The sequence below is a fragment of the Streptomyces melanosporofaciens genome, assembly GCF_900105695.1.
In the GTDB taxonomy this organism is placed as follows: Bacteria; Actinomycetota; Actinomycetes; order Streptomycetales; family Streptomycetaceae; genus Streptomyces; species Streptomyces antimycoticus.
On record NZ_FNST01000002.1, the window covers coordinates 2,964,852 to 2,987,775 of the forward strand.

The 22,924-nt window shown below is 71.3% G+C and carries 23 protein-coding genes; 12 read left to right on the forward strand and 11 right to left on the reverse strand.

What is annotated here, in order from left to right; genetic code table 11:
• Position 1 precedes the first annotated feature (1 nt).
• On the forward strand, positions 2–1,216 hold the full coding sequence (locus tag BLV72_RS15085; RefSeq protein WP_093470353.1) for a threonine aldolase family protein: 1,215 nt from the start codon (positions 2–4) through the stop codon (positions 1,214–1,216).
• On the opposite strand, the gene BLV72_RS15090 is transcribed toward BLV72_RS15085, so the two are convergent.
• A complete protein-coding gene (locus BLV72_RS15090) occupies positions 1,124–1,498 on the reverse strand; it encodes a hypothetical protein (RefSeq protein ID WP_093462825.1) in 375 nt (124 codons plus the stop codon). The genes BLV72_RS15085 and BLV72_RS15090 overlap by 93 nt on opposite strands.
• A gap of 98 nt (positions 1,499–1,596) precedes the next feature.
• On the opposite strand from BLV72_RS15090, the gene BLV72_RS15095 reads away from it, so the two are divergent.
• Complete coding sequence (locus BLV72_RS15095) at positions 1,597–2,679, forward strand: DUF5937 family protein (RefSeq protein ID WP_093470354.1); 1,083 nt, start codon at positions 1,597–1,599, stop codon at positions 2,677–2,679.
• A 99-nt stretch (positions 2,680–2,778) separates the two neighbouring features.
• Positions 2,779–3,126, forward strand: a complete 348-nt coding sequence (locus BLV72_RS15100; RefSeq protein ID WP_093462827.1) for an ArsR/SmtB family transcription factor — start codon at positions 2,779–2,781, stop codon at positions 3,124–3,126.
• 111 nt (positions 3,127–3,237) lie between these two features.
• Here the strand turns inward: BLV72_RS15100 and BLV72_RS15105 are convergent, their stop codons facing one another.
• A complete protein-coding gene (locus tag BLV72_RS15105; RefSeq protein WP_059142470.1) occupies positions 3,238–3,927 on the reverse strand; it encodes a response regulator transcription factor in 690 nt (229 codons plus the stop codon).
• A 95-nt stretch (positions 3,928–4,022) separates the two neighbouring features.
• Positions 4,023–5,219 carry a sensor histidine kinase gene (locus tag BLV72_RS15110; protein WP_093470355.1) on the reverse strand — a complete coding sequence of 399 codons (1,197 nt, stop codon included), beginning with the start codon at positions 5,217–5,219 and terminating at the stop codon, positions 4,023–4,025.
• Between the two features lie 108 nt (positions 5,220–5,327).
• Between BLV72_RS15110 and BLV72_RS15115 the strand changes: the two genes are divergently transcribed.
• Both BLV72_RS15115 and BLV72_RS15120 read left to right on the forward strand, forming a co-directional pair.
• Positions 5,328–6,353 carry an SAM-dependent methyltransferase gene (locus tag BLV72_RS15115; protein ID WP_093462828.1) on the forward strand — a complete coding sequence of 342 codons (1,026 nt, stop codon included), beginning with the start codon at positions 5,328–5,330 and terminating at the stop codon, positions 6,351–6,353.
• Positions 6,354–6,598: 245 nt separating this feature from the next.
• Positions 6,599–7,741 carry an NADH-quinone oxidoreductase subunit D gene (locus BLV72_RS15120; protein ID WP_093462830.1) on the forward strand — a complete coding sequence of 381 codons (1,143 nt, stop codon included), beginning with the start codon at positions 6,599–6,601 and terminating at the stop codon, positions 7,739–7,741.
• Positions 7,742–7,808: 67 nt separating this feature from the next.
• On the opposite strand, the gene BLV72_RS15125 is transcribed toward BLV72_RS15120, so the two are convergent.
• From BLV72_RS15125 to BLV72_RS15140, 4 genes are all read right to left on the reverse strand, one after another.
• Positions 7,809–8,795, reverse strand: a complete 987-nt coding sequence (locus BLV72_RS15125) for a hypothetical protein (protein ID WP_093462831.1) — start codon at positions 8,793–8,795, stop codon at positions 7,809–7,811.
• Positions 8,796–9,043: 248 nt separating this feature from the next.
• Positions 9,044–10,003, reverse strand: a complete 960-nt coding sequence (locus BLV72_RS15130) for an ABC transporter substrate-binding protein (RefSeq protein WP_093462833.1) — start codon at positions 10,001–10,003, stop codon at positions 9,044–9,046.
• 235 nt (positions 10,004–10,238) lie between these two features.
• Complete coding sequence (locus tag BLV72_RS15135; protein WP_093462834.1) at positions 10,239–10,976, reverse strand: ABC transporter permease; 738 nt, start codon at positions 10,974–10,976, stop codon at positions 10,239–10,241.
• Complete coding sequence (locus BLV72_RS15140) at positions 10,976–11,659, reverse strand: ABC transporter permease (RefSeq protein ID WP_093462836.1); 684 nt, start codon at positions 11,657–11,659, stop codon at positions 10,976–10,978. Before BLV72_RS15140 ends, BLV72_RS15135 begins: the two co-directional genes overlap by 1 nt.
• Before the next feature lie 139 nt (positions 11,660–11,798).
• Between BLV72_RS15140 and BLV72_RS15145 the strand changes: the two genes are divergently transcribed.
• Complete coding sequence (locus BLV72_RS15145) at positions 11,799–12,956, forward strand: ABC transporter ATP-binding protein (protein ID WP_093462837.1); 1,158 nt, start codon at positions 11,799–11,801, stop codon at positions 12,954–12,956.
• An 84-nt stretch (positions 12,957–13,040) separates the two neighbouring features.
• Here BLV72_RS15145 and BLV72_RS15150 read toward each other — a convergent pair whose 3' ends face one another.
• On the reverse strand, positions 13,041–14,171 hold the full coding sequence (locus BLV72_RS15150; protein WP_093462839.1) for an alpha/beta hydrolase: 1,131 nt from the start codon (positions 14,169–14,171) through the stop codon (positions 13,041–13,043).
• Positions 14,172–14,314: 143 nt separating this feature from the next.
• On the opposite strand from BLV72_RS15150, the gene BLV72_RS15155 reads away from it, so the two are divergent.
• From BLV72_RS15155 to BLV72_RS15180, 6 genes are all read left to right on the forward strand, one after another.
• The gene (locus BLV72_RS15155) at positions 14,315–16,147 is read left to right on the forward strand and encodes a phosphatidylglycerol lysyltransferase domain-containing protein (protein WP_093462840.1); all 1,833 of its coding nucleotides are present in this window, start codon (positions 14,315–14,317) and stop codon (positions 16,145–16,147) included.
• Between the two features lie 34 nt (positions 16,148–16,181).
• The gene (gene folP / locus BLV72_RS15160; protein ID WP_167746357.1) at positions 16,182–17,060 is read left to right on the forward strand and encodes a dihydropteroate synthase; all 879 of its coding nucleotides are present in this window, start codon (positions 16,182–16,184) and stop codon (positions 17,058–17,060) included.
• The gene (locus BLV72_RS15165) at positions 17,057–17,542 is read left to right on the forward strand and encodes a nuclear transport factor 2 family protein (protein ID WP_014061652.1); all 486 of its coding nucleotides are present in this window, start codon (positions 17,057–17,059) and stop codon (positions 17,540–17,542) included. Before folP ends, BLV72_RS15165 begins: the two co-directional genes overlap by 4 nt.
• Positions 17,543–17,749: 207 nt before the next feature.
• Entirely contained in the window at positions 17,750–18,109 is a 360-nt protein-coding gene (gene folB, locus BLV72_RS15170; RefSeq protein ID WP_014061653.1) for a dihydroneopterin aldolase, read from the forward strand.
• Positions 18,106–18,699 (forward strand): 2-amino-4-hydroxy-6-hydroxymethyldihydropteridine diphosphokinase, encoded by a 594-nt coding sequence (gene folK, locus BLV72_RS15175; RefSeq protein ID WP_093462843.1) that lies wholly within the window; start codon positions 18,106–18,108, stop codon positions 18,697–18,699. Before folB ends, folK begins: the two co-directional genes overlap by 4 nt.
• Positions 18,700–18,760: 61 nt before the next feature.
• Complete coding sequence (locus BLV72_RS15180; RefSeq protein ID WP_093462845.1) at positions 18,761–19,258, forward strand: DUF3180 domain-containing protein; 498 nt, start codon at positions 18,761–18,763, stop codon at positions 19,256–19,258.
• Positions 19,259–19,351: 93 nt separating this feature from the next.
• On the opposite strand, the gene folE is transcribed toward BLV72_RS15180, so the two are convergent.
• The 3 genes from folE to hpt all read right to left on the reverse strand — a co-directional run bounded on the left by folE (position 19,352) and on the right by hpt (position 22,922).
• Complete coding sequence (gene folE, locus BLV72_RS15185; RefSeq protein WP_093462846.1) at positions 19,352–19,957, reverse strand: GTP cyclohydrolase I FolE; 606 nt, start codon at positions 19,955–19,957, stop codon at positions 19,352–19,354.
• 127 nt (positions 19,958–20,084) lie between these two features.
• The gene (gene ftsH, locus BLV72_RS15190) at positions 20,085–22,127 is read right to left on the reverse strand and encodes an ATP-dependent zinc metalloprotease FtsH (protein ID WP_093462848.1); all 2,043 of its coding nucleotides are present in this window, start codon (positions 22,125–22,127) and stop codon (positions 20,085–20,087) included.
• 255 nt (positions 22,128–22,382) lie between these two features.
• Positions 22,383–22,922 (reverse strand): hypoxanthine phosphoribosyltransferase, encoded by a 540-nt coding sequence (hpt, locus tag BLV72_RS15195; RefSeq protein ID WP_043241584.1) that lies wholly within the window; start codon positions 22,920–22,922, stop codon positions 22,383–22,385.
• Between the last annotated feature and the right edge of the window lie 2 nt (positions 22,923–22,924).

Here is a 22,924-nt window from a genome sequence, read left to right on the forward strand (position 1 = left end):
GATGGCGGACAAGACGGCGGACGAGACTCCGGCCGGGGCGGACGGCGCCACCGGCGACACGGAGCGGGCCGCGCGCGTGCGCCGCCTCGCGGCCTGGCACGGCTCCGAGCGGACGCTCACCCGCGGGCCCGCCGAGCGGCGGATCACCGAGCGGCTGTCCGCCCTCACGGCCGCCCTCACGGCCGACCCCTCGCCGTACGGCGGGGACGGCTGGGTGGACATCTACGGGGACGGCATCGTCGAGGAGCTGGAGCGGCGGGTGGCCGCGCTGCTCGGCATGGAGGCCGCGGCGTTCTTCCCCACCGGCACCATGGCGCAGCAGGTCGCGCTGCGCTGCTGGGCGGGGCGCACCGGCAATCCGGTGGTGGCGGTGCATCCGCTGGCGCATCTGGAGGTGCATGAGCGGGACGCGTATCTGACGGTGAGCGGGCTGCGGGCGGTGCATCCCACCAGCGAGCCGCGGCCGCCCACCGCCGAGGAGGTCCTCGGCCTCGACGAGCCGTTCGGCACGCTCGCCCTCGAACTCCCGCTGCGCGACGCCGGATTCGTACTGCCCGAGTGGGACGAGCTGGTCGCGGTCGTGGAGGCGGCCCGGGAGCGGGACGCGGTGGTGCACTTCGACGGGGCGCGGCTGTGGGAGTGCACGGCGCACCTGGGCCGGGAGCTGCCCGAGATCGCCGGCCTGGCGGACTCCGTCTATGTGTCCTTCTACAAGTCGCTCGACGGCATCTCGGGAGCGGCGCTGGCCGGGCCCGAGACCCTGGTGGCGGAGGCCAGGGCGTGGCGCCACCGGTACGGCGGCCAGCTCTTCCAGCAGTGGCCGGCGGCGCTGGCCGCGCTGGACGGCCTGGACCGCGAGCTGCCGAGGCTTCCGTCGTACGTGGCGCATGCGCGGGTGGTGGCGCAGGCGCTGCGGACGGCGTTCACGGCCGAGGGGGTGGGGTGGTCCCGGGTGCATCCGGAGGTGCCGCACACCCACCAGTTCCAGGTGTGGCTGCCGTATCCGGCGGCGGTGCTGGACGAGGCGGGGGTGCGGCTGGCGGAGGAGACGGGGACGACGCTGTTCCATCGCTGGCGGGAGCCGGGGCCGCCCGGTCTGGCCGCGACGGAGCTGACGGTCGCCTCACCCGCACTCGACTGGACGGCTGACGACGTCACGGCCGCGGCCGGTGCCTTCTTCGACCGGGTCCGGGAGCTCACGGAGGGGGACGGCTGACCGGAGCCGCAGCGCGGCCAGCGCCTCCCTGATCGCCCTTACGGCGCCCGGCATCGCCCTGACGGCATGCGGCATCGCCCTTACGGCGCCCGGCGCGTCCGTAAGGCGGTCATGGCGGCTGCGGCGGCGGGCCGGGCGCCCCGCCGGCACGGCCTGGGCGTCGCGGTACTCGCGCAGCTCCCGGACGGTGCGCCAGTCGTGGCGGCCCGGTGCGGGCGGGGCGGGCTCGCCGCGCAGGGCGGCCCGGTACAGGTCGAGTGCGTACTGCTCGGTGAGGGACATGGCTCGACGGTCCGCCGGGCCCCGGGCGCCCGTCACGCCGTTTGACGGCGGCCGTCAAACGAGGCGGCGCCGGGGGCGTGCTCCCGCACCATGGGCTCATGGCCAATGTCATCGACATCGCCGGGCTACCGCCCGAGCGCATCGTCTTCAGCCCGTCCCCGCTCGCCGAGCTGGGCGCCGCGCTCCATGTGCTGTCCGAGCCCGGCCACCACCCCGGGCTGCACGGCTGGGCCACCGCCACCGCCTCGGCGCTCAAGCCGGACCTCGCGGACCGGCTCTGCGAGGCGGACTTCCTGTGGCGCACCGCCCGCTCCGACCTGCTGCTCCCGGCCGTCCCCGGGGCGACGCTCGCCGAGGAGCTGGACGCGCTGGACCGGATCGACGACGAGACGTTCGTGGCGGCCGCCTTCGAGATCGCCTGCTCTCCCTCGTACACCCGGCACACCCCTTCGCCGCTGGTCGACGCGGGCGAACGGGCCCGGGTCCGCGAGATGGCCGCCGCCCGGGGGCCGCGGCAGGCGGCCTTCACCGACCGCATGCTGGAGGACCCGGATGGGCTGCGGGTCTGGCTGCGGCGGCTGCTGGAGGACTGCGACCAGGCGTTCTTCGCCGACACCTGGCGGCGGACGCGGATCCAGCTGGCCGCCGACGCCCGCCACAAGGCCGAGCTGCTGCAGCGCAAGGGGCTCGGGGAGGCGCTGGCGTCGGCCTCCGCCGCGCTGTCGCTGTCGGAGGACGGGGAGAGCATCCTGGCCGACAAGCTGGCGGGCGGCCGCACGACGGCGTACGGCGACGGCGTCACCTTCATCCCGACCGCCTTCGGCTGGCCGCATCTCGTCATCGTGCACGCGCCCGGCTGGCGCCCGGTGATCCAGTACCCGGTCGCCGCCCCCGAACTCCCCCCGCCCGCCGCCCTGGAGCTCGTCCAGCGCCGCCTCGAGGCCCTGGCCCACCCGATGCGGATGCGGCTGTGCCGCACCCTGGCCCGCGGCCCGCACACCACCGGTGAGCTCTCCGGGGCCTACGGCATCACGCCCCCGGAGGTCTCCCGCCATATCGCCGTGCTGAAGAAAGCCGGTCTCCTCACCACCCGCCGCCGCGGCCGCTATGTGCTGCACCAGCTCGACCTGCCGTCGGTGGCCCGCCTGGGCAGCGACTTCCTGGAGAGCGTGCTGCGGTAGGGCCCTGTCTGTAGCGTGCGGTCCCAAGGGCTCCGCCTAAAATGTTCACCACAGAGTGAACAGGGACCGGGCCATGAGCGGCAGAGGAGCAGAGCAGCGATGAGCAACCGAAGCCACCGGGCCGCCCCCGAGCACACCCACCCCGACGACGTCCCGGTGCAGACCGCGCTCGCGGCGCTCGCCGACCCCGTACGGCTTCGACTGGTCCGCGAACTGGCCACCACGGCCGACTGGGAGCACACCTGCGGCACCTTCGACGTGCCCGTGGGCAAGGCGGCGCTCAGCCACCACTTCTCGGTGCTGCGCGCGGCCGGGCTGATCGAGCAGCGCGACATGGGCCCCAAGCGGGTCAACCGGCTGCGCCGCCCGGAGTTCGACCAGCGCTTCCCCGGACTGCTCGACCTGGTCCTGCGCGACCGGCAGGAGAACGGCGAGAACGAACGGTAGGACGGCCGTCCCCCCGGTGAAAACGCCGCCGTAAGGACGCCGACTCCACCGTAAAGACGCCACCGTAAGAAAGCCGCCGTCAGAAAGCCGCCGTAAGAGCGCCGCCCCGCCTCAGCGAGCCGGTCCGGCCGAGCCCCCGGCCCGCACCAGCCCCGTCTCGTAGGCCATCACCACCACCTGCACCCGGTCCCGCAGCTCCAACTTGGTGAGGATGCGCCCCACATGGGTCTTCACGGTCGCCTCGGACAGCACCAGCCGCGCCGCGATCTCGCCGTTCGACAGTCCCTGCGCGACCAGCAGCACCACCTCGCGCTCCCGGTCGGTCAGCCGCTCCAGCTCCGGACGGACCCGGCCGCCGCTTCCCCCACCGCCCGGCAGCATCGGCGCGAACCGGTCCAGCAGCCGGCGCGTCGTACTGGGCGCGACCACCGCGTCACCGCTGTGCACCGCGCGGATCGCCGCGAGCAGTTCCGCGGGCGGCACATCCTTGAGCATGAAGCCGCCCGCCCCGGCCTTGAGCGCGGAGAAGGCGTACTCGTCCAGATCAAAGGTGGTCAGTATGATGACCTTCGGCGCCCCCTCCCGCTCACATATCCGCCGGGTCGCCTCCACCCCGTCCAGCTTCGGCATCCGGACGTCCATGAGGACGACGTCCACCTCCGTGGAGCGCACCGCCTGCAGCGCCTCCACCCCATCGCCCGCCTCGGCGACGACCTCCATATCGGGCTGGGCCGCGAGCACCATCCGGAAGCCGGTACGCAGCAGCACTTGGTCATCGACGAGCATGACGCGAATCGACATTCCGGACGGGTCCCTTCCTCTGGCCTGACAGCCGGCTTACAGCGGCCACGGCGCGACGTTACGCATGCGCATACGGGTCATGATGCGCCCACCGCTCAACGGACCGGCTTCAGCGGCAGCAGTGCGCTGATCCGGAAACCGCCGCCCGGCCGCGGTCCCGCGTCGAGCGTGCCGCCCACCATGCCGACGCGCTCGCGCATCCCGATCAGCCCGTGGCCGCTGCCGTCGGCGCCGCCGTCCTGGTACATCTCGCGCTGCGCGCCCCGCCCGTCGTCCTCGACCAGCAGCCCGAGCCCGTCGTCGAAGTAGGTGAGGCGGACGCTCGCGCCCACGTCCGGGCCGCCGTGCTTACGGGTGTTGGTGAGCGCCTCCTGCACGATGCGGTACGCGGTCAGCTCGACCCCGCTGGGGAGCTGGCGCGGGCTGCCCACCACCTTGAAGTCCACCGGGAGCCCGGCGCCGCGCACCTGCTCCACGAGCTCGTCGATCTGCTCGACATCCGGCTGGGGGACGTAGTCGTTCTCCTCGCCAGGCTCCCCGGTGCGCAGCACGCCCAGCAGCCGCCGCATCTCGGCGAGCGCCTGGCGGCCGGTGCCGGAGATCGTCTCCAGCGCCTGCCGGGCCTGTTCGGGCGAGGCGTCCATGACGTATGCCGCGCCGTCCGCCTGCACCACCATCACCGACACGTTGTGTGCCACCACATCGTGCAGCTCCCGCGCGATCCGGGCGCGCTCGGCGGCCACCGCGACCTTCGACTGCGCCTCGCGCTCCCGCTCCAGCCGGGCGGCCCGCTCCTCGAGCTGGGCGTAGTAGGCGCGGCGGGTGCGGATCGAGTCGCCGAGCACCCAGGCCAGTACGAACGGGATGGAGACGAAGACCGCCGAGACGAGGTCGTCCCACCAGCCCTGGTGGGACTGCGGCCAGCGGAGGGTGGCGAGGGGGGCCGCGCTGATCGCCACGCCCAGCGCGAAGCGGGAGGCCCGGCGCGAGGAGGCGACCGCCACCGTGTAGACGATCACCAGCATGGCGAAGTCGGCCAGATTGGGCTTGACGTCGGCGGCGAGCTGGGCGACACCGCACAGGATGGCCAGCGCCAGCATCTTCTCGGGGCCGCGGCGGCGCAGCGCGACCGTCGTCCCCAGGGCCAGGACGATCGGCACGGCCGCGAACCGGGAACCCCGGCCCATCTCCGCCTCCACGACCCACAGGGAACCGAAGCCGACGAGGAGGACGGCCCAGAAGGTGTCCACCCCTGTCGGATGCCTGCGGAGAAATTCGTAGAGGCGCTGCACGTCACCCAGCGTAGGCACCGCCGAACCCTCTCGGGTCAACCCGAGGGGCGATCCGTATCGCCCGGCCCTACTCCCCAAGGTGGAGACGATTCCACATAGCGTGGCGGTGTGGCGACTGAGAAGCATGAGTGGAGCGGATGGCGTACGGCGGCCGAACGGGCGCTGTACGGAACGGGCGGATTCTTCCGGCGCCCGGAGGGCCCCGCCGGGCATTTCCGCACGTCGGTACATGCCTCACCGCTTTTCGCCCGGGCGGTCGCGGAACTGCTGGGCCGGGTGGACGAGGCGCTGGGCCGCCCCGCCGAGCTGGCGCTGGTGGACCTGGGAGCCGGCCGCGGCGAGCTGCTCACGCGGATGCTCGCCCTGGCCCCCGGTCTGCCGCATGAGCTGGACCGGCGGCTGCGACCCTACGCGGTGGAGCGGGCGGAGCGGCCGGCGGGCCTGGACGAGCGGATCGCCTGGCTCGACGCCCCGCCGCAGGGGTGCACGGGGCTGCTGTTCGCCAATGAGTGGCTCGACAACGTGCCCGTGGACATCGCCGAGAACGACGCGGACGGGGTGCCGCGCCGGGTGGAGGTGGACCTCGCGGCCGGGGACGGCACCGAGCGGCTGGGCGACCCGGTGGACGGCGAGGACGCGGCGTGGCTGGCCCGCTGGTGGCCCCTGGCGGGCGCCGAACCGGGGCTGCGCGCCGAGATCGGCCATCCGCGCGAGGACGCTTGGGCGCGGGCCGTGCGCTCCCTGCGGGCGGGCCTCGCGGTCGCCGTCGACTACGGCCACGAGCGCGCCGCCCGGCCCCCGTTCGGCACGCTGACCGGCTTCCGCGAGGGGCGCGAGGTCCGGCCCGTACCGGACGGCTCCTGCGATCTGACGGCGCATGTCGCGATGGACGCGTGCGCCGCCGCCGCGACCGGGCCCGGCGCCGGGCTGCTGGCCCAGCGCGAGGCGCTGCGCGCCCTCGGCGTCGACGGCCGCCGCCCCCCGCTCGCCCTGGCCTCCACCGACCCCGCCGCCTACGTCCGCGCCCTCGGCGCGGCGGGCGAGGCCGCGGAGCTGACCGACCCGGCGGGCCTGGGCGCCTTCACCTGGCTCCTCCAGCCGGTGGACCTGCCCCACGACGTGCTCCGGCCGTAGGGAGTGTCCGACGGGCCTTGGCCCCTGCGGCGGGCTTTCCCCTTCCCGCCCCCGCCCCTTCCCGCCCCTTCCCGGCACCTGACGATATGCGGCTCCGCCGTGTGGGGGGCTCCACTCCAGACCCCGGGCCCAGCAACGCAGCGCATCGATACGCGCCTCCGCCGCGTGGGGGGGCTCCACCCCAGAGCCCCGGGGTCCAGGGGCGAGGCCCCTGCCAGGCAGCGCGTGCTGAGACACTGGTACGCATGACGGAGACGACAGTCGGCATCGGCGGCGCCGCGGAGAGCACCGACATGGTGCTCAACATCGGCCCACAGCACCCCTCCACTCACGGAGTGCTACGGCTGCGGCTGGTCCTCGACGGAGAGCGGATCCAGAGCGCGGAACCGGTCATCGGCTATATGCACCGGGGCGCGGAGAAGCTCTTCGAGGCGCGCGACTACCGCCAGATCATCATGCTGGCCAACCGCCACGACTGGCTCTCCGCCTTCTCCAACGAACTCGGCGTCGTGCTCGCCGTCGAGCGGATGCTGGGCATGGAGGTCCCGGAGCGGGCGGTGTGGACCCGTACGCTGCTCGCCGAGCTCAACCGGATCCTGAACCACCTGATGTTTCTCGGCTCCTACCCCCTGGAGCTGGGCGGCATCACGCCGATCTTCTACGCGTTCCGGGAGCGCGAGGACCTCCAGCACGTCATGGAGGAGATCTCCGGCGGCCGGATGCACTACATGTTCAACCGGGTCGGCGGCCTCAAGGAGGATCTCCCGGCGGGCTGGCTGGGCCGGGCCCGCCAGGCCGTGGCCGAGGTGCGCTCGCGGATGGACGTGTACGACGACCTGGTGCTCGGCAACGAGATCTTCCGGGGCCGCACCCGCGACGTCGGCGTCCTGACCCGCGAGACGGTGCACGGGTACGGGGTCAGCGGCCCCATCGCCCGGGCCTCGGGGGTGAACTTCGATCTGCGGCGCGACGAGCCGTATCTGGCCTACCCGGAGCTCCAGGACGTCCTCAAGGTCGTCACCCGCCAGGAGGGCGATTGCCTCGCGCGGTTCGAGTGCCTGCTGGAGCAGTCGCACAACTCCCTGGCGCTGGCGGACGCCTGCCTGGACCGGCTCGACGAGCTCCCGGCGGGGCCGATCAACCAGCGGCTGCCGAAGGTGCTCAAGGCGCCCGAGGGACACACCTACGCCTGGACCGAGAACCCGCTCGGCCTCAACGGCTACTACCTCGTCTCCAAGGGCGAGAAGACGCCGTACCGGCTGAAACTCCGCTCGGCCTCGTTCAACAACATCCAGGCACTCACCGAGCTGCTGCCGGGCACGCTCGTCGCCGACATGGTGGCGATCCTGGGGTCGCTCTTCTTCGTCGTCGGCGACATCGACAAGTAGGCGGCACCGACCAGTAGTCGGCGACGCCACGTAGCCGGCGGCGCCAAGGCGCGCGGGCGCGATCCCGTTACGAGATCGCGCTGCGCAGCTCCCCGAGGTCGATCTGTTCCGTCTCGTCGTGCGCGGTCAGGTCGATGACCTCGCCCACCGCGCCCTTCCTGGTCTCCGCGAGGGTCTCGTCGCCGATCACATCGGCGAGGTCCTCCTCGGCGGGTTCGGGCTCCCGCTTCTGCTTCTTCGGGTGCTTCTTCTGGGTGCCGAAGTAGTCGAAGCCGCTCTCCGAACGGGAGGCGGCCCGGCGTGCCGCGGCATACGGCACCACCGCCGAGGCGGCCGTACGGGCGTGGACGGGCGGCTCCTGGGGGCCGTCGTCGTCCTGCCCGCCGACCGCCGGGGGCTTCCCCAGCGTGGCGGCACCGCCCTTGTCGCGGTTCTCGCGCCGGCCCTTGCGCCCGTCCCGCTCCGCGCCCTTCCGGGCGTCCGTCGCGGGAGCCGGGGCGTCGGATCGGGCACCCGCGGCAGCGGCCTGCTCCCGGCGCTCCTTCTGCCGTCGCGCGCTCTCCCTGAGCCGGCTCAGCGCCTCGTCGGCCTTGGCGTAGGCGGTGGCCGACGGCATGGCGCGCCCGGAGGCGGTGCCGTCCGGCTCGTTCGACTCGACGCTCGACCCGGCGGATTCGGCGGGGACGGTCGCCGCCTCCAGCGCCTTCGCGGGGGAAGCGGCCTCCAGCGCGAGCCGGCGGCGGCCCTCCAGGGCGGTGGCCCGCTCGGTCTCGGCCGTGGCGTAGCGGCGCAGCAGCTCGGCGTGCTCATTGCGCAGCCGGGCGAGCTCGGCGCGCTTGGCGCGCAGCCGGGTGTTGAGCGCGGTGCGGAGCTCGCTCGCCTTCTCGGCGTCCGCCTCGAGCTCCGCGATCCGCTCCTCGTACTTCATCTCCTGGCGCGCGGCCTCGCTCGCGGCCTCCGCGACACGGCGGCCGGCCGAGCGGTCCCAACGGCGCATCAGGAAGGCGCCGACGACCGCGGCGGCGGCCGCGGTCGCGGCAAGTCCGCGGATCACGACCGTATCGCCGACCAGCCAGGCTCCGGCGGCGCAGGTTATTGACGCGACTGCGACCGAAGCGGAGGGAAGAAGCCTGTGCAGGGGTGGGGATTGGCGGTGGCGTCCACGTGGCATGGCCCGAAACCTACCGTGCAAAGGGGTCGCTTGGGTGCCCGCCGGGCCAGATCTGTTGTCAATCCGTTGGCAAATGCGGCGGTCGCGTGTCCGTGATCCCTTGCCAAGCCCTGCCGAGCGGGGTTTTGATCCTACTTCACCAGCCCCTTGTCCCGCAGGTAGTCGGCGGCGACATCCGTCGGCTTGAGCCGCTCGGCGTCAACTTTCTTGTTGAGTTCCCGAAGATCGGCGGTGGTCAGCACCTTGGTGAGCTTGTTCAGCGAGTCCGCGATCTTCTGCGAGCCGGCGGACTTCGCATTCACCACGGGAAGTACGTTGTCGGCATTCTGCAGATTTTTGTCGTCGTCGAGCAGAACGAGCCCGAACTGATCCAGCGTGCTGTCCGTGGTCGTGGTCAGGACCATTTGGTCCTTACCGTCCTTGACGGCCTGCTTGGCCTGGACGCTGCCGATGTCCAGCGGGTCGATCCCGGCGATGTCGATGCCGTACTTCTTCTCCAGACCCGGCTGGCAGAAGGGCCGCTTGGGGCATTCGTCGCCCGCCGCCAGGGTGACCTTCTGCTTCGACTTCCCGAGGTCGGAGAGCGTCTTGAGATCATGTTTCTTCGCGAAGTCACCGCTGACCGCGAAGGCGTTCTGGTCCACGGCCTTGCCGGGGTCCAGCACCTTCAGCCCGCGCGGTTCGGCGAGCTTCTTCAGCGCCGTGACCGTCTCGTCGACGTCCGAGGAGGCCACCGGGGCGGCATTCGACCCGTTCTTCTTCTGGTTGAGGAATTCGGCCAGCGTCGCCGCGTACTCCGGCACGACATCCATCTGGCCCTTCTCCAGGGCCGGTTCATACAGCTCGCGGGCGTCCACGGTCTTGATCGAAGTGGAATAGCCCGCGTCCTTCAGAACCCCCGCGTACAGCTCCGCGAGGATCTTCGACTCGGAGAAGGAGGCGGATCCGATCACCAGCGAGCCCTTGCCCGGTTTCCCGGAGCTGTCACCGCCGCTCGACTTCTCCAGGCTGTCCCCGCCACACGCGGTCAGCCCGGCCGTCAGCGCGGCGACCCCCGCGACGGCCGCCGCCGCCCGATAGATCTTGCTCATGGTTCCCCATCCGTAGTTGTCCGCGTCGTCGCGTTCTTCCGCGTCGGCCGCGTTTCTGCGTTGTCCGCGTGGTCTGCGTCGTCCGCGCTCTGTGTGTTGTCCGCGCTCTGTGCGTTGTCCGTGTGCGGTGTCCGCGCTCTCTGCGTCGATCGCGCCGTCCGCGTCACCCGCGCCGCCCGCCCTGGGAATCCGCACCCGCGTGCGTCCGGTCGCGGGAGGGCCCGGCCCGCGGGTGCTACGTCGTCAGCGCCGGTGAGGCCGGGGCCTGGTCGGCGGGCGGGCGGCGGGACGCGGCGAGCCGCCGGCCCGTCCTGCGCCGCATCGGGTCGAGCAGCAGCCCCAGCACCACGAAGACGCCCTCGACCACCAGGGCGAGGGCCGCGACCAGCACCGCCCCGGCCACCACCTGCGGGGTGTCGGTGAGCCGGAAGCCCGCCGTGATGATCCGGCCGAGACCGCCGCCGCCGGGCAGCGCGGCCAGCGTCGCGGTGGCCACGACCTGCACCGCGGCCGTCCGTACGCCCGTCATGATGAGCGGGAACGCCAGCGGCAGCTCGACCCTGCGGATCAGCTGGCCGCCCGTCATCCCCATCCCGCGGGCCGCCTCCACGACTTCCCGGTCCGCCTCGTGCACCCCGACATAGGCGTTGGTGAGCAGTGGCGGGATGGCGAACAGCACCAGCGCGATGATCGTGGGCCACTCGCCGTGCGTCCCCAGCGGGCTGAGCAGCAACAGCACCAGCACCGCGAAGGTGGGCACGGCGCGCCCCGCGTTGGAGATGTTGACCGCGAGCGCGCCGCCCTTGCCGATATGGCCGAGGGCCACGGCGATCGGCAGCGCCACCGCGCAGGCGATGGCCAGGCAGGCGAAGGTCAGGAACAGATGCTGGCCGAGCCGGTGCCACACCCCGTCGGGGCCCGCCCAGTGCGAACCGGTGGCCAGCCAGGTCCACGCCTTGGCGACGACGTCCATCAGGTGGTGCCCTTCCGACTCTTGCGCGCCCACGGCGTCAGCAGCCGCTGGAGGGCGAGCAGCAGCAGATCCGCCACGACCGCCAGCGCCACGCACAGCACCGAGGCGGTGAGCACTTCGGCCTTGAAGAAGCTGCGCATGCCTTCGTAGATGAGGTTGCCGAGGCCGCCGTATCCGATGATCGCGCCCACCGTGGTGAGCGAGACCGTGGAGACGGTGGTGATCCGCAGCCCGGCCATCAGCGCGGGCAGCGCGAGGGGCAGCTCCACGCCGAAGAGCAGCCGCAGCGGGCCGTACCCCATGCCCCGGGCCGCCTCCCGCGCCTCTTCGGGCACCGAGGCGAGACCGGCCATGATGTTGCGCACCAGGATCGTGAGCGAATAGAGCACCAGACCGGTGATCACCACCGCGACCGAAACCCCGAACACGGGCAGCAGCAGCGAGAACATCGCCAGCGACGGCACCGTATAGAGGATCGTGGTCAGCCCCAGCACCGGCCCTGACACGGCCCGCCATCGGCGGGCCAGCAGCGCCAGCGGAAAGGCGACCAACAGACCGATCGCGACCGAGGCGAGCGTGATCCACACATGCTCGAGCGTCGCGTCCGTCAGCTCCTGACCACGTGTGCGTACATACTCACCGCATATCCACTCGTTACTGATCAGACAGTTTCCGTCGGCCATACGCTCACCTCCCCCGTCGGGTCGCGGCCCGTTGCTCTTCACAATTCCTGGTGACCCTAACCCCGGGAGATGACAATCTCGTCCGATCGCCACACAACAGCAACAATGTCTGCCACGAATGCGGCAACAATGAGGAGCCATGATCCGTTTCGAGCATGTCACCAAGCGCTACGCCGATGGCACGACGGCCGTGGACGACCTCTCCTTCGAGGTGGCGGAGGGTGAGCTGGTCACCCTGGTCGGTCCCTCGGGCTGCGGCAAGACGACGACGATGAAGATGGTGAACCGGCTCATCGAGCCGACATCGGGGCGGATTCTGGTGGACGGCGAGGACATCGCCGAGGCCGATCCGGTCGCCCTGCGCCGCCGTATCGGCTATGTCATCCAGCAGGTCGGGCTGTTCCCGCACAAGACCGTGCTCGAGAACACCTCGACCGTGCCGCATCTCCTGGGCTGGCAGCGGAAGAAGGGGCGGGAGCGCGCCGCCGAGCTGCTCGACCTGGTCGGCCTGGCCCCGTCCGTCTACGGCGACCGCTATCCCGACCAGCTCTCCGGCGGCCAGCGGCAACGCGTCGGCGTGGCCCGCGCGCTGGCCGCCGATCCGCCGGTGCTGCTGATGGACGAGCCGTTCGGCGCGGTCGACCCGGTCGTACGCGAACACCTGCAGACCGAATTCCTGCGACTTCAGTCACAGGTGCGCAAGACCGTGCTCTTCGTCACCCATGACATAGAGGAAGCGGTCCGGCTCGGAGACCGCATCGCGGTCTACGGCTCGGGGCGGGTCGAGCAGTTCGACACCCCGGCCACGGTGCTGGGCGCGCCCGCCACCCCGTATGTGGCCGACTTCGTCGGCGCGGACCGCGGGCTGAAGCGGCTGTCGGTCACCCCCATCGAACCGGGCGACCTGGAGCAGCCGCCCGTCGTCCACCTGGACGACCCGCTCCCCAAGGCGGCCGCCCGGCTGGCCTCGGAAGGGGCGCGCTGGGCCGTCGTCCTGGACGACGCCGAGCGGCTGCACGGCTGGATCCCGGCGGACGCGGCCGACGGCCCGAAGGGGACCGTACGGGACCAGGCGCGCCGGATGGAGGCGTGGCTGCCGGTCGGGGCGCCGCTCAAGCAGGCGTTCAGCACGATGCTGCAGCATGACGCGGGCTGGATCGCGGTCCTGGACGATGACCGCTTCCTCGGCGTCCTCACCCCGGCCCGGCTCCATGAGGCCCTCCGCCGCTCGATCGACGCCGACGCGGGCGGCATCGCCCGCGGGGACGTCCAGCTGCAGACCGTCGCCGACGTGTAGGACTCCCCCGGGCTTCCCCAGTCTTCCCCGGGCTCCCCCGACGCCTTGAAGAGGCTTTCGGGGGCGCCGGGGAGCCCCGGAGGCTCAGCGGTCGCTGAGGCGGCCGCCGAGCCACTCCAGCGCGGCGGGGACCTCCCGCTTCCAGGTGTTGAAGTTGTGGCCGCCGGTGCCCAGGATGATCGACGAGATCCGGGTCGGCTCCCCGCGCCGGTTCAGCCGCTTCACCTTGTTCACGAAGCGCACGGTGTCCCGGTAGTTGTGCTCACCGTGCTCGCTGCTGGAGACCAGCAGCGACACCGGCGGCGCCGGCTTGTGGGACAGCCGCCACATCAGGTCGTTCTCCCGCTCCAGCCGCTTGCTGCCGCCGAAGAGATCGCCCGTGGTCGCGTCGATCGGGGCCTTGTACGACGGGGAGAGCCCGGCCGCCGCGGAGAAGGCGTCGGGGTGGCGCATCGCCATCTTCAGGGCGCAGTAGCCGCCGGTGGAATTTCCGATGACGCCCCAGTTACGGGCCCGCTGGCCCACGCGGTAGTGGTCGGCCACCGCCTTCGGCAGGTCCTTGGTGAAGAACGTCTCGGTCCGCGGCCCATCCGGCACGTCCACGCACTCGGTGTCGCGCGGCGGCGCGACCGTCGGCCGCATCATCACCAGGACGAGGGGCTGCATCTTCCCCGCTTTGACCAGTTTGTGCGAGTTCTGGGGGTATTTCAGGCCATTGATGAGGGCTTCGGTGGTGCCCGGGTAGCCGGTCAGCACCAGCGCGGCGGGGAAGGTCCGCCGGGCGTACTCGGGCCGGAAGTACTCAGGTGGCAGATAGATGTACGCGGGGCTCGCGATCCCGGAGACCGGCCCCTGGATGTTCACCTTCTCGACACGCCCGGCGACCTTGGGCGACGAGCCGCCGTCCACGGCCAGATGGCGGGTCTCGGTGACCCGCACCCGGGTACCGGGGGTGTCGTGGTCCACCACGACACCCGGCTCGTCCTGCGTACCGAAGAGGTCGGACCAGGAACCGTAGAAGCCGAACGACTGATTGGCGAACAATCCGAACGCCGCGAACACGGTGAGCTGCGTCCCCAGTAGCATGCCGACCCGGCCGAGCACGGGAGCCACTCCGCGCCCGGACAACCGGGGCCACAGCCATATCGTGGCCGCGAACAGCAGCAACGCCGCGACGACCGCCGCGATCACGAGGTTGTTGCTCGTGAGACCCATCACTATCTTTCTGCCGGGCGGCCGGCTCCCCCGTGCCGCGGTTGGAACCCCGCTGCCTCAAACGGCGTCTACCAGGGCGCAAATCGTGCGGATGCCACGCAACAGAACCAAAGATCCTCTTGACCGAAGCGACGGGAATACAGATGCCTGACAGTCAAGATGCCGAAACGTCCGGAGAGGTTCCCCACCGGATACGGCGCCTGCTGCGCGGCCCCAGGCCGGAGGCGGTGCCCACGGTCGTCGGCACCGCCTGCACGCTCATCGGGCTGATGGACATCGTCTTCCCCCGGCTGCGCCACAGCAGGGTGCACGCGCTGGCCGAACTGCTGCCGGGCGCCGTGAGCTCCCTGGCCGCCGCCGCCTCGATCGTGGTCGGTCTGCTGCTGCTGATGCTGGCCCACGGCCTCAAACGGCGTAAGCGGCGGGCCTGGGTCGCCGCCGTGGCGCTGCTGCCCGTCGGCGCGGCCGCCCAGTTGCTCTACCGGCACTCGGTCATCGGCATGGTCCTCTCCCTCGTCCTGATGGGGGTGCTGATCCGCTACCGCGCCGAGTTCGCGGCGCTGCCCGATCCGCGCAGCCGCTGGATGGCACTGGCCAACTTCGTCGTCATGGGCGCGGTCAGCGTCACCGTGGGACTGCTGATCGTCCGTTCGCATCCGGACGCCATCGAAGGAAGCCCGTCGCTCGGCGCGCAGCTCGAACACGTCCTGTGGGGCCTGTTCGGCTTCGAGGGGCCGGTCGACTACCGCCACGGCGCGGACTACACCGTCGGCTACTCGCTCGGCGCGCTGGGCCTGCTGACCGTCGCCACCACCGCCTATCTCGCCTTCCGCCCCGAGCACCCCGCCGCCCGTCTCACCCCCGGGGACGAGGAGCGGCTGCGGGAGCTGCTCGCCACCCACGGACGCCGCGACTCGCTCGGCCACTTCGCGCTCCGCCGCGACAAGGCCGTGGTCTTCTCCCCCAGCGGCAAGGCCGCGGTCTGCTACCGCGTGGTCTCCGGGGTGATGCTCGCCAGTGGCGACCCGGTGGGTGACGTGGAGGCATGGCCCGGCGCGATCGCCCGCTTCATGGAGGAGGCACGCGCCCACTCCTGGACCCCGGCGGTGATGGGCTGCAGCGAGACCGGCGGCGAGGTGTGGACCCGGGAGACCGGCCTGGACGCGCTCGAACTCGGCGACGAGGCCATCGTCGATGTGGCGGACTTCACCCTGTCCGGGCGCGCGATGCGCAACGTACGCCAGATGGTCAAGCGGATCGAGCGGGCCGGCTACCGGACCCGGGTGCGGCGCGCCGCCGACCTGGGCCCCGAGGAGCTGGAGGCCATCCGGCGCGCCGCCGCCGACTGGCGGGGCACAGACACCGAGCGCGGCTTCTCGATGGCGCTGGGCCGGATCGGCGACCCGGCGGACGGGGACGCGGTCGTCGCCACCGCCCACAAGGCCGCCGACGAGGGCGTCGAGGAGGGCCCGTACGGGGATCTCAAGGCCGTGCTGCACTTCGTGCCGTGGGGCCGGGACGGGATGTCGCTGGAGCTGATGCGGCGCGACCGCAGCGCCGACCCGGGCATGAACGAGCTGCTGATCGTGGCCGCCCTGCAGGCCGCCCCCGAGCTGGGCGTGGAGCGGGTGTCGCTGAACTTCGCGATGTTCCGCTCGGCGCTGGCGCGCGGCGAGAAGCTGGGCGCGGGCCCGGTGCTGCGCGGCTGGCGGGCGCTGCTGGTGTTCCTCTCCCGCTGGTTCCAGATCGAGTCGCTGTACAAGTTCAACGCCAAGTTCCAGCCGCGCTGGGAGCCGCGCTTCGTGGTCTTCCGCAACACCCGCGACCTGCCCCGGATCGGCCTGGCCGCGATGCAGGCCGAGGGCTTCGTCTCGCTGGCCCTGCCCCGGCTGCTGCGCCGCGGACCGCGCCCCGAGCCCCGGCCCTGCGCCCATCGGCAGCTGGCCGACGGGCGGGGGCTGCAGCAGGCGGCCTGATCCAGAAGACACCCCCTACGCCTAGGCTGGGCACATGAGCACGTTGCATGGGCGGGGCCGGGTGGCCGGACTGCCGGAGTGGGACCGGTGCGCGGTGATGGGCGTGGTGAACGTCACACCGGACTCCTTCTCCGACGGCGGCCGGTGGTTCGACACCGAACTGGCCGTCAAGCACGGTCTCGATCTGGTCGCCGCCGGGGCCGACCTGGTGGACGTCGGCGGTGAGTCGACCCGGCCCGGCGCGGCGCGCGTCGACGAGGCCGAGGAGCTGCGCCGGGTGATCCCCGTCGTCCGGGAGCTGGCCGCGGCCGGTGCCGTGATCAGCGTGGACACCATGCGGGCCGCGGTGGCCGAGCGGGCCGTGGCGGCCGGGGCCCGGCTGGTCAACGACGTCAGCGGCGGCGGCGCCGACCCCGCGATGGTGCCCATGGTGGCCGCGGCGGGGGTGCCGTTCGTGGTGATGCACTGGCGCGGCCAGTCGATCGACATGAACAACCGAGCGGTGTACGCGGACGTGGTCGGCGAGGTCGTCGCCGAGCTGCGCGACAGCCTGGAGCAGGCCGTCGCGGGCGGTATCGACCCGGAGCGGATCGTGATCGACCCGGGCCTGGGCTTCGCCAAGGACGCCGGGCACGACCTGACGCTGGTCGCCCATCTGTCCGCGCTGCGGGAGCTGGGCCGGCCGCTGCTGGTGGCGGCCTCCCGCAAGCGGTTCCTGGGGCGCGTCCTGGCCGGTGACGGAGGTAGCCCGCCGCCCGCCAGGGAGCGGGACGCCGCCACGGCGGCGGTCACCGCGCTCGCGGCACGCGAAGGCGCCTGGGCCGTCCGGGTACACGAGGTACGGGCCAGCGCGGACGCGGTGCGCGTGGCGCGGGCCATCGAGCGGGCCGAAAACACGGCGGGAGCGCTGTGACTTCCCTTACGGACAACGAACGTGTGGCGCAGGTGAACACCGCGCTGTACGACGCCATGGAGCAGGGCGACCACACCACGCTGCAGCGGCTGTGGCTGGACTCCCCCGACACCGAGGTGTCCTGTGTCCACCCGGGCTGGCCGGTGCTGCGCGGCCGGGGCGAGGTGCTCCGCTCCTATGCGCTGATCATGGCCAACACGGACTACATCCAGTTCTTCCTGACGGATGTCGAGGTGTCGGTGATGGCCGACACCGCCCTGGTGACCTGCACCGAGAACATTCTCAGCGGCGCCCCCGCGGAGGAGGAGGGCCAGCTCGGCCCGTTGGTCGGCCAGCTCGTCGTGGCCACGAATGTGTTCCGCCGCACGGAGGACGGCTGGAAGGTCTGGTCGCACCACGGCTCCCCGGTGCTCGCGGAGAGTGACGACGAGGAGCCGGGCGGTCCCGAAGGCCCCGCCGACGACGGGTTGTTGCCGGGCTGACCCGACCCCGTTCGAGCCCCGCGAGGTGGGGGTAGAAGGCTGTGGCGCGGAGCGTCGGCAGCCGGCACCGCCCACCCCATGGGCGAATGCCGCCGGGGCCCGCAGGTAGATTGCGAGGCAGGTACCCCCGCAGACGGCAGGGGACGGGTGGTGCGCTCCGGCCAGGAGGGCGTGCCCGCGTACCGACGACCAGCAGGAGTGGTTCAGGTGGATCGTGTCGCGCTGCGCGGCCTGAAGGCTCGCGGGCACCACGGCGTGCTACCCCATGAGCGCGAGGAGGGCCAGGACTTCGTCGTGGACCTCGTGCTCGGCCTGGACACTCGGCCCGCCGCGGCCGACGACGACCTCGGCAAGACCGTGCACTACGGCGTGGTGGCGGAAGAGGTCGTGGCCGTGGTGCGGGGTGAGCCGGTCGATCTGATCGAGACGCTGGCCGAACGGATCGCGGACCGGTGCCTCAAGCACGACGTGGTGCGGGAGGTCGAGGTCGTGGTGCACAAGCCCCAGGCCCCGATCACCGTGCCCTTCGACGATGTGACCATCACCATCACCCGGAGCCGAGTATGAGCAGCAGCGACCCGACCGTGCAGCCCGTTCCCATCTCCGTGGTGGAGCAGGTGGACGCCGCCGATGTGACGTTGAGCAACCCCAAACGAGCGGTGATCTCGCTCGGCAGCAATCTGGGCAACCGCCTGGAGATCCTCCAGGGCGCCATCGACGCCCTGGAGGACACTCCGGGCCTGCGGGTCAAGGCCGTATCGCCGGTGTACGAGACGGACCCGTGGGGCGTGGAGCCCGGCACCCAGGCCACGTACTTCAACGCGGTGGTGCTGATCAAGACGACGCTGCCGCCGTCCTCGCTGCTGGAGCGCGGCCACGCGATCGAGGAGGCGTTCGAGCGGGTGCGGGACGAGCGCTGGGGCCCGCGCACCATCGACGTGGACATCGTGGCGTATCAGGACGTGGTGTCCGACGACCCCCACCTGACCCTGCCGCATCCGCGTGCCCATGAGCGCGCCTTCGTGCTGGTGCCGTGGAACGACGTGGATCCGCAGGCCGAGGTCCCCGGGCGCGGGGCGGTCGCGGGGCTGCTGGCGGCGATGGGCCAGGAAGGTGTCCGGGTCCGCACCGATCTGGAACTGCGACTGCCCGAGTAGACGTTGATCCGGATAGGTTCCGGACGCGTTGGCACGTACTGAATTGAGGGGCGACCGCTCGGTGAAGCAACTTCGGATCGGGGTGCTGGTCGGGCTGTTCGCCGTGGCCGGTGTGGTGTCGTGGGCGGGCGCCCGGCTGTGGGACACGTTCGGGTCGCTGCCGAGCGTCCCGGTGGCCGCGCCGATCGTGCTGGCCGTGATCGCGGTCGTGCTGGCCGCCACCGCGCTGTCGCTGCGGTCCCGGCTGCGCGCCCAGCGGGAGCGGCAGCCGGGTGCCAAGGGCGTGGACCCGATGGTGGCCGCCCGTGCGGTGGTCTTCGGGCAGGCCAGCGCGCTGGTGTCGGCGCTGATCGCGGGGATGTACGGCGGGGCGGGCGTCTTCCTGGCCATGGAGCAGCTCGATGTGCCCGCCCGCCGGGATCAGGCGATCTACGCCGGGGCGTCGGTGCTGGCGGCCGCGGGGGTGGTGGCGGCCGCGTTCTTCCTGGAGCGGGTCCTCAAGCTCCCGGAGGACGACGACAACGACGGCGACGGCCCGAGCGCCGCGGCCCGCGCCTGAGGCGCGGCGCAGGCCCAAAGGCCACCAGCCGACCCGTACGGGCCCGTCAAGCCGGGCCGAGGCTTCATCCCGGCCTGAGGCGCCCGGAGCCGCTCAGCGGGCCATGATGAGGCTCATCGCCTCGGCCCGGGTCGCCGAGTCGCGCAGCTGGCCGCGGACGGCCGAGGTGAGGGTCTTGGCGCCGGGCTTGCGCACCCCGCGCATGGTCATGCACATGTGCTCGCACTCGACCACCACGATGACCCCGCGCGGCTCCAGTATCCGCATCAGGGATTCGGCGATCTGGGTGGTCAGCCGCTCCTGGACCTGGGGGCGGCGGGCGAAGACATCGACCAGCCGGGCCAGCTTGGACAGCCCGGTGATCTTGCCGTCGTGGGACGGGATATAGCCCACATGGGCCACGCCCACGAAGGGCACCAGGTGGTGCTCGCAGGACGACATCACCTCGATGTCCTTCACCAGCACCATCTCGTCATGGCCCAGGTCGAAAGTGGTGGTCAGGACGTCCTCGGGCTCCTGGCGCAGCCCCGCGAAGATCTCCTTGTACGCCCGGGCCACCCGGCCCGGCGTCTCGCGCAGCCCTTCCCGGTCGGGGTCCTCGCCAACGGCGATCAGCAGCTCACGGATCGCGTTCTCGGCGCGCTTCTCGTCGAACACGCCAATGGGGCTCTCGCCGTCCAGCGTCACCGGGTCGGTCATGGAGCTGCCTCGTTCCTCACATACACACAACGAACGCGTAAATGCCGCGTCCACCAGGCTAGAACCTGGTGGACGCGGCATTCATTCCGGGGCCCACCGGCGACGGATACCGCCCCCGGTGGTGGGGTCAGCTCTCCGAACCGGAGCCCGACTCCTCGGGGCGCTCGGCGGCGTCCTCCGGAGTGGTGCTCTTGGTCAGCGAAGCCGCCGAGGTGGGCTGGGCACCGTTCGCCGGGGCGAGCTCCCTGGGGGAGAGCACCGGCGGGCGGGTCGAGGGCGTACGCCGCGAGGAGCCGGTCCACGCCGGGCGGGCCGGACGCTTCACGATCGGGGCGAAGATCTCGGCGATCTCCTCCTTGTTCAGCGTCTCCTTCTCCAGCAGCGCCAGCACCAGGTTGTCCAGGACGTCCCGGTTCTCGACGAGAATCTCCCAGGCCTCGTTGTGCGCGGCCTCGATGAGCTTCTTGACCTCCTCGTCCACCAGCGCGGCGACCTCTTCCGAGTAGTCGCGCTGGTGAGCCATCTCACGGCCGAGGAAGGGCTCGGAGTTGTCCGAGCCGAACTTGATCGCGCCGAGCCGCTCGGTCATGCCGTACTGCGTGACCATCGCGCGGGCGGTGGTGGTCGCCTTCTCGATGTCGTTGGACGCGCCCGTGGTCGGGTCGTGGAAGACCAGTTCCTCGGCCGCCCGGCCGCCCATCATGTAGGCGAGCTGGTCCAGCATCTCGTTGCGCGTGGTCGAGTACTTGTCCTCGTCCGGCAGGACCATGGTGTAGCCCAGGGCCCGGCCTCTGGAGAGGATCGTGACCTTGTGCACCGGGTCGCTGTTCGGAGAAGCCGCCGCGACCAGGGCGTGGCCGCCCTCGTGGTACGCGGTGATCTTCTTCTCCTTGTCGCTCATGATCCGGGTCCGCTTCTGCGGACCGGCCACGACACGGTCGATCGCCTCGTCCAGGAAGTGGTTGTCGATCAGCTTCCCGTCGCTGCGGGCCGTCAGCAGGGCGGCCTCGTTCAGCACATTCGACAGATCGGCACCGGTGAAGCCGGGGGTGCGACGGGCGACGGCCGACAGGTCGACGTCCGGGGCGACCGGCTTGCCCTTCTGGTGGACCTTGAGGATCTCCAGCCGGCCCTGCATGTCCGGGCGGTCGACGGCGATCTGCCGGTCGAAGCGGCCCGGGCGCAGCAGCGCCGGGTCCAGGATGTCGGGCCGGTTGGTGGCGGCGATCAGAATGACCCCGCCCTTCACATCGAAGCCGTCCATCTCGACGAGCAGCTGGTTCAGCGTCTGCTCGCGCTCGTCATGGCCGCCGCCCATGCCCGCACCGCGGTGCCGGCCGACGGCGTCGATCTCGTCGACGAAGACGATGGCCGGGGCGTTGGTCTTGGCCTGCTCGAACAGGTCGCGGACCCGGGAGGCACCCACACCCACGAACATCTCGACGAAGTCGGAGCCGGAGATCGAGTAGAAGGGGACACCCGCCTCGCCCGCGACGGCGCGCGCGAGCAGCGTCTTACCCGTACCGGGCGGGCCGTAGAGCAGCACACCCTTGGGGATCTTGGCGCCCACGGCCTGGAACTTCGCCGGCTCCTGGAGGAACTCCTTGATCTCCTGGAGCTCCTCGACCGCCTCGTCGGCGCCCGCCACATCGGTGAACGTCGTCTTCGGCGTGTCCTTGGTGATCAGCTTGGCCTTCGACTTGCCGAAGTTCATCACCCGGGAGCCGCCGCCCTGCATCTGATTCATCAGGAACAGGAAGACCACGACGATCAGCACGAACGGGAGCAGCGAGAGCAGAATCCCGACGAAGGGGTTCTGCTTCGACGTCGAGACGTTGTACCCGTCGGGGATCCCATTGGGCTTCTGGGCATTGGCCTGCAGAGTCTTGGCGAGATCGACGCCCTGGTCACCGATGTAGGTGGCCTGGAGCTTGTCGCTGCCCGAGATCTTGGCGACGTTGTCCTTGAGCTTGATCTTTACCTTGTGCTCGTCGCCGGTCGTCAGTTCGGCGGACTGGACCTGGTTCTGGTTGATCGCCTTGACGACCTGACTGGTGTCCACCGACTTGTAGCCGCCGGACGAGCCGACGACCTGCATCAACACGACCACGGCGAGGACGGCCAGCACGATCCACATGACCGGCCCACGGAAGTAGCGCTTCACGTCCATCCATACGGGGCGAAGCCGCCCCGTCCCTCCTGCCACAGTGAGGCACGGCAGCCCTGGAGGGGCCGCCCGTGCGTGCGGTGTATTGCGGTGTATTTGCGGTGTATGAGCTGTGCAATCCTCAGTCTCAAAAAAGACTGACCTTCGGACGGTACCCCAGCATTGTCACCCGACGCCGCCGTGGACTGTTAACAAAACCGCCTTCCCCTGCTCCAACGGCGGAAAACCCCGCCAGGTTCCCAGGGGTCCGCGGCGCCGTCAGCCGCCGTAGACGTGGGGGGCCAGGGTGCCGACGAACCGCAGGTTCCGGTACTTCTCGGCGTAGTCCAGGCCGTAGCCGACGACGAACTCGTTGGGGATGTCGAAGCCGACCCACTTCACCTTGATGGCGACCTTGGCCGCCTCCGGCTTGCGCAGCAGGGTGCAGACGTTCAGCGAGGCGGGCTCACGCGAGCCCAGGTTCGACAGCAGCCACGACAGCGTCAGTCCGGAGTCGATGATGTCCTCGACGATCAGGACGTGTTTGCCCTTGATGTCGGTATCCAAGTCCTTCAGGATACGCACCACCCCGGAGGACTGGGTGCCCGCGCCGTACGACGAGACGGCCATCCAGTCCATGGTGACGGGCGTGGACAGGGCACGTGCCAGATCCGCCATCACCATGACCGCGCCCTTGAGCACGCCGACGATCAGCAGATCCTTGCCCGCGTACTCCTCGTCGATGGTGGCCGCCAGCTCCGCCAGCTTCGCGTTGATCTCTTCCTCGGTGATGAGGACCGACTTCAGGTCGGTGCCCATGT